Below are 12188 nucleotides of genomic sequence, written 5' to 3' on the forward strand. Positions count from 1 at the left end.
TAATAACAGGCTTTGCACCTTATTGGATTTGTCTAGTTCATCACAAATAAGGGGCTGAAAGCGATGAGTACACCATTTATTAGAAACCACCAGTATAACGTGATTAAGAAACAAGCGGAATTTCTTCAGAAAACTCTGCGTACCGTCTCGGATCGGAGCGTTCTGGAGACCGTCAGATTTAGTACCGCTACGAAAATCGCGGAGGCTTTTCCCATCCTGACGGAGGATCAGAAGCAGATGCTTGGGCAACTGGCTTCCCTCGAGACGGATCAAGATTTCCAAAGGTATCTTGGCGCGTTCGAGGCCTATATGGAGCCTTTTCCACCGATTACGGTGAAGCAGATTGAGAAGCTATTCCCTAAAAATAAAAAGTTGAAAGTACCGGATCTCGCCTCCATCGACTTTCGTTACGTGACATATCTGAGTTGGGTGGATATCGCGACGAACAAGCTATTCCTTGTCTATCCGCACGAAGGTCGGTTCCTCGGTATCGAAGGCCGAATTACCCCGACAAACAAGAAAGGGTATTGCCTGTTCTGCAATCGACATCAGGAGCTTGCTTTTTTCTCGGTGAAAACCAAATCCGCCAATGCTTCACCAGATAACTTCTCCATGTACGGACATTATGTCTGTCTAGAGAACCAGAGCTGCAACCACAGCATTACGGATACGGGGGCTTTGGAGAAGTTCTTGCAGTTGGTTGGAAAATAAGTTCTTAAACAAGAAGATCACCGCGTAACGGTGGTCTTCTTGCTGTTTGTAGGATTTCAGGAGTAAAATGGAGGCGATACCAAACGATGCGGAAGCAACGCATGATCATGATTTGAGGGAGGCACTCTCAATGAAAAAAGCACTTAAGTTTACACTGATGCTGTCAATCATATTTGCTTGCTTGGTCCAGCCCGTATCGGCAGCGACTAAAACGATTAAGCTCAAGGTGACCCTCGTTAGTATTGAATTGGTGGAGAACAACCATGTCGGCAACGAGTGGTATACCGCTGCATATGTGAATGGCGAAGAAATTGAGGAAGGATCGACACTCAGTCTGAGCTTAAAATCATCGGAGAGCATAAAGCTTAAAGCGTACGCCGAGGAGCAGGATAAAGTCCCTGATAGCGGTTCATCAAACGCTTCCATTAAGGTTTCTTCCGTGACAAAGGCTATCGATAAATCATTAAAGGTAGATGTTACAGAAAATCGAGGCAGGTATTCCGGGAATACTGCGGAGTGGAAATTTACGTTTAAGGTGCAAAAATAGAAAAAGATAAGCATAAGCAGAAAGGTCCTATCCGCCATTATAAAATCGGAAAGGACCTTTATTCATGCTCTCCTCAAGCCCGCTCTGCCAACCGGAGCGCCGAACTCCGCGGGTTCTTCTTGTACTCGTTGGGCGTCACCCCAACTTCTTGCTTGAACAGCTTGGAGAAGTAGGAGTAGTTGGCGTAGCCGACTTGGTTCGCCACGGCGTAAACGGAAAGTTTGGACGTCTCAAGCAATTGCTTGGCTACGGAGATGCGGACCTGGATGACGTAACTGCCAAGCGAGATCCCCGTCTCTTTCTTGAACAAGCGAGCCAGATAATCCGGGTTAAGATAGACGACCTCCGCTAGGCCGTTCCGGGTCAGATCATCCCCGTAATGGGCGTGAATATACTGTTTGATCTCCTCGGCAACCGATTTCGGTTCTGCCGCGAAGTCTCGATAGGCCACGGCGGTGTTGACCAGATAGGTCACGTACTCCTGCATGTCCTCGATCGAATGAAGGGATCCGGCTGATAGCTCCTCGTTGGCCCGCGCGGCATACAATTTGTGCGCTTCGATACCTTTGACCTTCAGGAAGGCGTATACGAGCTGTACGATATCGAGCCGAAACAAGGCGAGACAAGAGGAGTCCAGTGTATTGCGGTCCAAGAGGCTGCGAAGGTACCGGGACGTCTCGGCTAGAAATGAAGCCGGATCATTCTGATGAAGCAGCTCTTCCAAGCGATTCAAGTCCGGAGGGAGGTATACCGGTTGCTTTTGCGGGTAATCGCTCTCCGCCCAGTAAGTTCGGTTGCGGGTTTTGGTTAAATTGTCATTCATCGCCAGCAGCTGGTGCATCACTTGGCCGATGTCCTCCAAGCGGCCGGAGAGGCCCACGCAGCAACAGGCATCACAATTCAAATACCCGTTCGCTCTGCGAATCCCTTCGGAGCATAACTCTGCGAGCACTTCGGGCTCCGGCGGGGCGTTCCACTTGAGGATAGCGATCCAATGATACTCCTTCACCTCCAGGAGCGTCTCGACGGCAAACCACGGATGTTGCAGCAGTTCCCCCAACACATTACCCAAGGCAAAATCGAACAACCCCTTCTCCTCCCGGCCTAGGCTGCCATTATAGGGGAACATATGAATCAGTACCGGTTGGATAAGGTCGGTCGAAAGGTAGGCGAGCTGCTGATCTTCCACAGCCTGAGCCACCGCCGCCGGCTTAACGGGCGCGGTTGCGCTCGCACTCACGAGTTTGCGCCAGAAATACTCCACGAGATTCGCCTGGTTCTTCTGCCATAGCACCCCTTCCTGAATCGCCTTCTCCCGATACTGCTGTTCCTGGGCCCGGGCGATCGCCTTACGGAGGATCAGCATCAGTTTATCGAACTCGATGGGCTTAAGGAAATATTCGAAGCTCTGCAGCTCGATCGCTTTCTGCGCATAGTTGAAGTCGGCGTAATTGGTCAGGAAGATGGCTTGAACGGGGTAGTTCTCTTCCCGGATCCAGGCCAGCAGATCGAGTCCGCTTCCCTGAGGCATTTCAATGTCGGATATCAGGATTTGCACCGGGTTCTGCTGCAGGATATCACGAGCCTGGGCGACGTTGTTGGCCGTATACACCTTCTCGATCCCTAGCGACGTCCATTCGATTTTCTTCTCCAAAGCCGCGACGACGTAAACATCGTCATCCACAACCAATGCATTCATACCGCCACGCTCCTGTTCGCCCCGGCAACAGCCGGGAGGGATATCATCACGCACGCCCCGCCATCCTCCCGGTTGGAGAACGACACGGCCGCTTGCCCGCTATAGAGGGAGGCCAAACGCTGCAACGTGTTCATAATTCCAATATGGTTCCCCGCAGATTGATCCAAGGGTCTCCCGTTCCGCAAATCCTCCAGGATCTCCGGCGGGAACCCGGGTCCGGTATCGGCGATCCGGATCGTCAGGCGCCCCTCGCCATCTTCTTGCTGCAACTGCAGCGTCAGCTCAATGTTCACCTGCGAAACGCGGGACACCGCGTATTTGACCGCATTTTCCACAAAGGTCTGCAGGACGAGCGGTGGGATCCTGAACTCCGCTGCTAGATTCTCCCCCTCGTCGATACGATAGGCTAGAGCATTGGGATAGCGGTGCTTCTGGATGTCGAGATAGATCCGCACATGTTCAATTTCATCGCTTAACTTTACGAAATCGCCGTCGTTCTGGAAGATGTAGCGGAAATAACGCGAGGTGGACAAGGCCATCTGTTCGATTTCCCGATACAGCTGCATTTGTGCCATGCTGTAAATATTCGTCAGGCAATTGAGGAAAAAATGCGGGTTGATCTGCAGCTTCATATAATCCAGTTGGATGCGCTGCTTCTCCAACTCCCGTTCGTACAGGTCGATTTTGAATCTCTTGATCTGGTCGACCAGGTTCATGAATTGCTTATTGGCCCTCTCCAGTTCGATGATTTTACTGCTTTCGAATTCCAGCAATTCGCCTTCCTCCGTCCAAAAAGCCAGGTTGTAGGAGAAGCTCTTGATCGGACGAAGGACCTTATTCCGGAAATAGAGCAAAATGAACCCGAGGCTGCAGGTAATGATGACGGCGAGCAGGAGAATCAGCAGCTGAGCAATCATGATTTTCTCAAATGTCCCGAACTGAATCACCAGCTTGACGTAGAAAGAGGCGTTCGTGAACTCTCCGTTTACCGTAGTTCCGCCCTTAAACAACTTCAGGAAGGATGACGGCTGCGGATTCTCGCCCAGCTGTTCGCCGTTGTTGGAAATCGGGCTGGTCACGACCTGGCCGCGGTCATCAACCAGCGAGACGAACCCGTTCTCGCCAAGGTTCAGCTCCCGTAATGGACGGATCAAATGATCCGCGGACACCAGGCTAATCATGTAACTATCATGATAGGGAACGATGTTCGTGATGTAATACCTGCCGCCGATCTCCACCGGCATCCACTTGGAGTAAATTTTCTCGTACACGTCCTGGCCCGCCTCCACGTTGGCGATGACCTGCTCCTTCAGTTCCAGGTAATCCGAATACGGAATGCTGATCGGCGCGCAGTTGAGGAAGAAGTCCTGTTTCTTCAAATACACGAAGAAGTTGTATTCCTGCCCGTAGTTTTTTTGCAACTCATTAAAGCGTTTATGCAGATTCTCATTGCCCTCAAAAAACTCTGCACTGTTCATCGGGTTCTCGTTCATCGCCTTCAGGTTCTCGTCGTTCGCCAGCGTCCAACCCGTATAGTGGTTGATATAAGCGAAATCGTGGTTGATTCGGTTGATGTATAAGTCCGCGGTATCCTGCAGATAACGCGTGGATTGCTGCTTCACGATGGATATCGCGGCTAGGCTGATGGCGAAATCCAGGATCAAGACGATAAAGGAGATCAGGAACATGAAGTTCACGTAATGCCGGATCGGATATTGTTTGTTTTTTGCTGCGTCATTGGCCATAGTCCCTCACGCCTCTTCCTGCCTAAACTGGTTCGAATTGAACGTTCATGAATGCGCTGTCAATACGGTTTACCCCTATTATAAATCCTTCCATTAGAAAAAGAATACGTTATCCAGCCAGCACCACCGGAAAGTCCGGATAGTGCCAAATCGGGTCCGGATTCCGTTATTCCCCTCTCCCTCTGGATGAAGTTCCAAGCCACGATCCCCAAAGGAACCCGCGGCAAAAGTCCGGTTTCCGCCAGCAGGAGGTCCGATAAACGCACCAGGGCGGGCTCTATACTGAAGACATGGAAGCCGCCGGACATGCGGAAGGCGAGCCTCGGACGCTACACGAACAAGAAGGAGGGGATGTCATGAAATCCGATGTGGCCGGCTTCAGGCGAACACTCGGACAAATCCATCGAAACCGGGGGCTGTATTTGCTGCTTGTGCCTGCGGTGATACTGTCGCTGTTGTTCGCCTACAAACCGATGTATGGCGTGTTAATCGCCTTCAAGGATTACAGCCCGGCGCTGGGCATTGACGGCAGCCCATGGGTGGGGTTGAAGCATTTCGAGAAATTTTTTCACTCATATCAATTTTCGACGACGATCAAGAACACCATTATTATCAGCTTATATAGCATCGCCACGTTCCCGATTCCGATCGTGCTGGCATTAATGGTCAATCAGATGCGGGCGAACCGGTTCCGCCGCTTCTTCCAAACCGTCTCGTATGTGCCGCATTTTATCTCTACCGTCGTCATGGTCGGGTTGATGCTGATCTTGCTCTCCCCAAGCACCGGCCTGGTCGGCAATCTGTACAAACTGTTCGGCGGAGATGCGCCTGACTTGATCGGCTCGGCGGGATGGTTCAGCAGTATTTACGTCTGGTCGGATGTGTGGCAGCATGTCGGCTGGGACAGCATCATTTACATCGCCGCATTATCTACGGTCGATCCAAGCTTGTACGAGGCGGCTACGGTCGATGGGGCCAGTCGCTGGCACAAAATCCGCTACATTGATATTCCGATGTTGATGCCAACGGCGATCACGCTGCTCATTTTGCGAGTCGGCGGCCTGCTGGGAGTTGGATTCGAGAAGGTGTATCTGATGCAAAACGACCTGAACATTCCCGCCAGCGAAATCTTGTCCACCTACATCTACAAAATCGGCTTACTGAGCAGCCAGTACAGCTTCTCCTCGGCCGTCAACTTGTTTAACACCGTCATTAACTTCCTGTTGCTGATTCTCGTCAACCAGATTTCGAAGAAATACAGCGAGAACAGCCTGTGGTAGGGGAAAGGGGGAGAAAGAGATGGAAGCAGAAGCAATCCGCCCGGCAACAAATACAGCGGCGCAGCCGATCAACAACCGATCGTCCGATAAAGTGATGGAAGTGTTGCTTTATGTCTTCGCCGTCTTGTTTTTGATCGTGTTGATGTATCCGCTGTATTTTATCGTCATCGCTTCCTTTAGCGACCCGTCGGCCGTGGCGAACGGGCAGGTGTGGTTCGTTCCTAAGGGATTTACTTTGGAAGGCTATAAGGAGCTGTTAAAGCACGAAAATATTTGGATCGGTTACCGAAACACGATATTGTATACGGTAGTAGGTACGGCCATCGGCCTGATCGTCAACGTGTCGGCGGCGTATGCCTTGTCGCGGAAGGATCTCGTCGGACGAAAATTCCTTTCTTTGTTCTTTATCTTTACGATGTTCTTCAGCGGCGGACTCATCCCGACCTTCTTAACGATCCGGGATTTCCATCTGTACGATACGTTCCTGGTTATGGTCTTGCCCTTCTCCGTGATCGTATACGACATCATCGTTGCAAGGACGTTCTTCCAATCGAGCATTCCCGAGGATTTGTGGGAGGCGGCGCAAATTGACGGCTGCGGCAACCTTCGTTATTTCGCTCAAGTCGTGCTGCCGCTGTCCAAGGCGATCATCGCGGTGTTGGGGTTATGGATCGCTGTCGGTTTCTGGAACTCTTACTTCAATGCATTGATTTATTTAAAAAATCCGGATCTGCATCCCCTGCAGCTCGTCCTGCGCAACATCCTGATCACAAACCAGATGCAGTCCGGCATGGGCACCGGAGAAGCGGCGCAAATCGCTCTTCGGCTTGCGAATCTGATGCGGTATTCCGTCATTATCGTCGCAACCGTACCGATCATGTGTGTGTATCCCTTCCTGCAAAAATACTTCAATCAGGGGGTGATGATCGGCGCGGTCAAAAGTTAATTCCATCTGAAAAAGCATGGTAAAATCATGGAATGGGGGATCTTGTCTATGAACAAACAGGCAGGTAAGTTCGCAATGAAGAAATGGACGGCGCTGATTCTTGCGGGAGCGCTCGTCTTTGGATTGGCAGGCTGCGGCGGCGGGAAAGCCTCCGAGGGCTCCGGCAACCCGGCGCCAAGCGATACGAGCAGCTTCAACAAGGAAGGATTGCCGATCGTTAACGAACCGGTGACGTTGAAGGTCTTGACGATGCGCTGGGGGAACATGGGCGATACGTTTACGCAAAATCAATGGTTGAAGGATTTGGAGAAGAACACCAATGTCAAAATCGAATGGCAGGTCGTATCGTCCAACGACTGGGGCGAGCAGAAATCGATCATGCTGGCCAGCGGCACGCTGCCCGATATCATCCTGGGCGACCAGACCTTTTCCGATTCCGATATCGTTAATAACTTGAGTTACTTCCGTCCGCTGGACGATTATATCGATCAATACATGCCGAACCTCAAAGCTGCCATGGCCGAGACGCCGGAGCTGAAGAAGATCAGCACGTTCCCGGACGGCAAAATCTATTCCTTACCGACAAGGCTGCCGTCGCGTCCAAAGACGAAAAACCAGCCGGTCATCAACAAAACCTGGCTGGATCAATTGGGGCTTCAGGTCCCGGACACGATCGACGATTTACACAATGTGTTGAAAGCGTTTAAGGAGCAGGATCCAAACGGCAACGGGAAAGCGGATGAAATTCCATATACCGAAACCGGACTGGCGCCGGATTTCCTGAATCCGTTTGGCATTACCGACATCAATGCCAATAACATGCTGGTGAAGGACGGGAAGCCCATCTACTATCCGACCAGCGAGGAATATAAGGAAGGCTTGAAATTTGCGAACAAGCTGTATGCCGAAGGTCTAATCGACAAAGAGCTGTTCACCCAGGACGGAACGATGACGTCGGCGAAACAGCAAAATGCGGACGCTCCGATCGTCGGGTTTACGAACCAATGGACGCCGGATGCGGTATTCGGCAAATGGAGCGACCAGTATGCCGCCATCCCGCCGATCGCAGGACCGGACGGCAATCGCTACAATCCGGGGAATCCCAACGGGATGAGCTTTAACCGCAATGAGATGCTGATTACGACGTCCTGTAAGTATCCGGAAGTGGCCGCCCGCTGGGCGGACCAGTTCTATACCAATGAAGCGAGCATCCAGAACTTCTGGGGCGCGATCGGCACGGTTATCCAGAAGAACGGTGATGGCACGTATACCCTGATGGATCCGCCGGCTGGCACCAGCGCGGACGCGTGGTACTGGGAGCAGTCGCTGCGGGATTTCGGACCCAAATACGTAAGCCCTGCTTTTGAGAAGAACATCGTGCTTAACCCGAAAGCCGGCGACGGCCTGAAGCTGGAAATCGACAAAATGGGCAGCGAATACGTGACGACGCCGTTCCCGAATGTCATGTACACCGCCGAGGAGTTCCAAGAACTCCCGACCCTGACAACGGACATCGACACCTACGTGGCGACGATGCGTGCTCAGTGGGTAACCAAAGGCGGCATCGATGAAGGCTGGGACGCTTACGTGAAGAAGCTGAACGACATGGGGCTGGAGAAGCTGATGAAAATCCGCACCGATGCTTACGACCGCTACATGAGTGTGAAATAAACGGTTTAATTTCCACAGAACCGCTCTGCAAATCCAATTGCAGGGCGGTTTTTGTTAAGCCAAAAAAACAAGGCTCATGCAGGTATGGATGCCAGCGGCGGAGAATAAAGCGTTCATATACGTTGATGCAATGAGAAGAAGGAGGCACCCCATGAGCGAAGAGCGGAACAACAGATCCGGTAATCCCTTATTTTCGGGCTGGTATGCGGACCCGGAAGCGAGGATTTTTCAGGATCGGTATTGGATTTACCCGACGTATTCGGCACCGTACGAGAAGCAAACGTTTTTTGATGCGTTCTATTCTACGGATTTGACGGAGTGGACGAAGGCGGAGCGCATCCTGAGAATGGAAGACATCACTTGGGCGAGGTTAGCGTTATGGGCTCCGTCGCCGGTGGAGCGAAATGGGAGATTCTATTATTACTTTGCCGCGAACGATATCCAGAACGACGATGAGCTTGGTGGGATCGGCGTGGCCGTTGCCGACCGGCCGGAAGGGCCGTTTCGAGACGCCCTTGGCAAGCCGCTGATCGATCGGTTTCATTTTGGCGCACAGCCTATCGATCCCCATGTGTTTCTCGATGATGACGGGTGTGCCTATCTCTACTACGGGGGTTGGGGACATTGCAATGTGGCGAAATTGTCCGAGGACATGGTTCATCTGGACACTTTTGCAGATGGAGCCACCTTTAAGGAGATCACTCCGGAGCATTATATTGAAGGACCGTGCATGTTCAAGCGCCGCGGTATCTACTATTTCATGTGGTCCGAGGGAGGATGGACCGGGCCGGACTATTCCGTGGCCTATGCCATGTCGGATTCGCCGGTTGGACCGTTCCAGAGGGTCGGGAAGATTCTGCAGCAGGATCCGGATATCGCCACCGGTGCCGGTCACCATGGATTCCTGCAAATTCCGGGCAGCGACGAGTGGTACATCGTTTATCATCGCCGTCCGCTAAGCGAAACGGATGCGAATCATCGCGTGGTTTGCATGGACCGGATGTTATTTGAAGAGGACGGGCGAATCCAGCCGGTACAAATGACCCATGAAGGAGTTGCGGCCAGACCGCTGCCGAGATAGGATCGTACGGAAACGAGATGCGGATCCACCGGATCGAACAGGTGAGAAAACACACCAAAATTTGGTGTGTTTTCTTTTTGTCTTGAAGGTATAGGCCGAAACCATCGCGAAGTAGGATGGAAGAGGTATACGCTGGGAGATGAGCGGGTTGCGGACGAACCCATCACGGAGATTCATGCACTCATGATGGATTCCGCCTTTCCTAGAGGGACGCAAGACGCTTATTTGAAAGGAGAATAAGGATGTTGTTGGCTGAAAGAAAGCAGTGGAATGCCAATCATCAGCGGTTAACCACACTTTTGCAAAATCCGAAGGGGCACGAGCAAGCGGTGGCATTGTTTCTTAACCAGCATGCCTGGTTGTATGTCTCGAAGATGGCGGACGCGGGTCCGATGGGCACGATGAACACGCTGGAGGACGAATTGTTGGATGGGACAAGGGAGGAGACCCTTCGCCAGTACCCCGTTAAGGCACCTGACACGAAAAACTCGATTCTTTGGCATTTGTGGCATATCGCCCGTATTGAGGACATGACGATGAACGTGTTGATTGGAGGGCGTGAGCAGATTTTTGAGGAGGGAGATTGGCTTCCCAAGCTGAGAATTTCTTGCACCCATACGGGGAACGGCATGACAGAGGAGGAAGCGGCTGAGCTGAGTGCCGGGATCGACATGGATGCCTTGCTGGACTATCGGATCGAGGTAGGCAGGCGCACCCGGGAGATCGTCCGCAGGATGGAGCCCGCGGAGATGAAGCGCAAGGTGCCAACGGCGGGCATCGAAAAGCTCCGTGCCCAAAGCGCGGTGAAGCCGGAAGCCGAATGGCTATTAGAGTATTGGAGCAAGAAAACGTTGGCCGGATTAATTCTGATGCCCGCAACTCGGCATAACTTTCTGCATTTGAACAAGGCGATTCGCATCAAGCAACGGCTCCAAAAGCAAAGTTAAGGGGGGGATTGGGTGGACAAGCAGAAGTTGGTTCGTATTTTTGATAAGCAGGCCAATCAATACGATCGCCGTACGGAAAATCCGGCCCAAAGCCGCTGGCGTCAGCAGCTACTGAGCCATGCTCGGGGGCATGTTCTGGAACTGGCGGTTGGGGCGGGCGCGAACTTCCCCTACTATCCGTTGGGCGTGCAGGTCACGGCTGTCGATTTCAGCCCGGCCATGCTGGAGAAAGCCCAGCGCAGGGCCAAGCATTTGCATGTGAACGCAGAATTCGTGTGTACGGATATGGAAAATGCGGACTTTGCCGATCATTCGTTTGATACGGTGGTTTCCACGCTTTCGTTCTGCAGCTATGAACGACCGCTGGAGCTGATGGGGAAGCTTCGTCGTTGGTGCAAGCCGGAAGGTGAAATTTTGCTGTTGGAACATGGCATTAGTTCCCGCCTGCTGGTCGCCGCGCTGCAGAAGACGCTGGATCCTCTGTTATACCGGGCTTATGGCTGTCATCATACGCGGGATATCCGGCAATTGGCCGAACAGGCCGGGCTAAACGTCATCGCGGCGGAGAGCTATTGGATGGATATGGTCCAATTGATTCGGGCGAAGCCCGGAACTGCCTAGATTGGAGGCTAGACATGATCCTCGATTTCTTCGACCTTACCTATTTGTGTCAGGGAAATGAGCGTCAGCGACAGGCTTACGAGGCGATGGAAGAACTTCAGATCGTGGGCAAGCTGGCTTGCTATCATCCCGTCTTGGCCGGAACCATTCCGCTGGATATCGATTTGCCCGAAAGCGACTTGGACATCATCTGTGAGGTTTACGACGCCAAACGGTTTGAGCAGGAACTGGAGCTTCATTTTGGGGTATGCCCGAACTACGCCTGCTCCAGCAAAACCGTCGGCGGCCTCCTGCGAACGGTTGCGAACTTTACGCATCGCGGTTTCGCGATTGAGGTGTTTGGTCAGCCGAAGCCGGTAACCGAGCAAAATGCCTATCAACATATGGTTGTTGAACACCGATTGCTAGAGATGGGAGGGCCGGAGGCATGGGATGCCATCCGTAAGCTAAAGGCAGCGGGGCTGAAGACGGAGCTGGCCTTCGGCAGGTTTTTTCGGTTGGAAGGTGACCCTTATGAAGCGCTGCTGGCTATGTATGATTGGGAGGATGCGAGACTGCATCATTTTATGGAAGAAAGGAACGGAATGAAATGATCAGCAAAGAGAATGCGGAACACTATATTTGGGGTGGGAATTGCGATGGCTGGCGGCTGGTGGATCGGGAGGGCTGCAGCATTATTCATGAGAAAATGCCCCCGGATAGCCAGGAAGTCCGGCATTTCCATCAAACGGCGGAGCAATTTTTCTTTGTCTTGTCCGGCTGCCTGCATATCGAAATTGCCGGGACCGAGCATGAGCTTCATTCCCATGAGGGAATCGAAATTCCGCCGAACACCCCGCATCAGGCCATGAACCGATCGGACGAAGCGGTGGAATTTCTCGTTATTTCACGCCCAAATACGCGGGGCGACCGAGTATTAGCTTAAATGAAAGGGACCGGC

Annotated in this window: 12 protein-coding genes; 10 read left to right on the forward strand and 2 right to left on the reverse strand. The window is 52.3% G+C overall.

Annotated elements, in window-relative coordinates:
• Positions 1-63: 63 nt before the first annotated feature.
• Positions 64-711: a FusB/FusC family EF-G-binding protein gene (locus IM700_RS10245; protein ID WP_193417433.1), complete on the forward strand. Its 648-nt coding sequence runs from the start codon at positions 64-66 to the stop codon at positions 709-711.
• Positions 712-841: 130 nt separating this feature from the next.
• Positions 842-1258 (forward strand): hypothetical protein, encoded by a 417-nt coding sequence (locus tag IM700_RS10250; protein ID WP_193417434.1) that lies wholly within the window; start codon positions 842-844, stop codon positions 1256-1258.
• Between the two features lie 73 nt (positions 1259-1331).
• Here IM700_RS10250 and IM700_RS10255 read toward each other — a convergent pair whose 3' ends face one another.
• Both IM700_RS10255 and IM700_RS10260 read right to left on the reverse strand, forming a co-directional pair.
• A complete protein-coding gene (locus tag IM700_RS10255) occupies positions 1332-2957 on the reverse strand; it encodes a response regulator transcription factor (RefSeq protein ID WP_193417435.1) in 1626 nt (541 codons plus the stop codon).
• Positions 2954-4702: a cache domain-containing sensor histidine kinase gene (locus IM700_RS10260; RefSeq protein WP_193417436.1), complete on the reverse strand. Its 1749-nt coding sequence runs from the start codon at positions 4700-4702 to the stop codon at positions 2954-2956. Before IM700_RS10260 ends, IM700_RS10255 begins: the two co-directional genes overlap by 4 nt.
• Before the next feature lie 356 nt (positions 4703-5058).
• Between IM700_RS10260 and IM700_RS10265 the strand changes: the two genes are divergently transcribed.
• The 8 genes from IM700_RS10265 (at position 5059) to IM700_RS10300 (ending at position 12173) form a co-directional block, all read left to right on the forward strand.
• Positions 5059-5982, forward strand: coding sequence for an ABC transporter permease (locus IM700_RS10265; protein ID WP_193417437.1), 924 nt, complete (start codon positions 5059-5061; stop codon positions 5980-5982).
• A gap of 19 nt (positions 5983-6001) precedes the next feature.
• Positions 6002-6928, forward strand: coding sequence for a carbohydrate ABC transporter permease (locus tag IM700_RS10270; RefSeq protein ID WP_193417438.1), 927 nt, complete (start codon positions 6002-6004; stop codon positions 6926-6928).
• Positions 6929-7003: 75 nt separating this feature from the next.
• Positions 7004-8599, forward strand: a complete 1596-nt coding sequence (locus IM700_RS10275) for an extracellular solute-binding protein (protein WP_418888778.1) — start codon at positions 7004-7006, stop codon at positions 8597-8599.
• A 151-nt stretch (positions 8600-8750) separates the two neighbouring features.
• Positions 8751-9680 (forward strand): glycoside hydrolase family 43 protein, encoded by a 930-nt coding sequence (locus tag IM700_RS10280; RefSeq protein ID WP_193417440.1) that lies wholly within the window; start codon positions 8751-8753, stop codon positions 9678-9680.
• Between the two features lie 242 nt (positions 9681-9922).
• Complete coding sequence (locus IM700_RS10285; RefSeq protein WP_193417441.1) at positions 9923-10627, forward strand: DinB family protein; 705 nt, start codon at positions 9923-9925, stop codon at positions 10625-10627.
• Positions 10628-10639: 12 nt separating this feature from the next.
• A complete protein-coding gene (locus tag IM700_RS10290) occupies positions 10640-11248 on the forward strand; it encodes a methyltransferase domain-containing protein (protein WP_193417442.1) in 609 nt (202 codons plus the stop codon).
• A 14-nt stretch (positions 11249-11262) separates the two neighbouring features.
• Entirely contained in the window at positions 11263-11841 is a 579-nt protein-coding gene (locus tag IM700_RS10295) for a DUF4269 domain-containing protein (RefSeq protein WP_193417443.1), read from the forward strand.
• The gene (locus IM700_RS10300; protein WP_193417444.1) at positions 11838-12173 is read left to right on the forward strand and encodes a cupin domain-containing protein; all 336 of its coding nucleotides are present in this window, start codon (positions 11838-11840) and stop codon (positions 12171-12173) included. Before IM700_RS10295 ends, IM700_RS10300 begins: the two co-directional genes overlap by 4 nt.
• Positions 12174-12188: the final 15 nt, after the last annotated feature.

It is taken from the genome of Paenibacillus rhizolycopersici (assembly GCF_014947195.2).
GTDB lineage: Bacteria > Bacillota > Bacilli > Paenibacillales > Paenibacillaceae > Fontibacillus > Fontibacillus rhizolycopersici.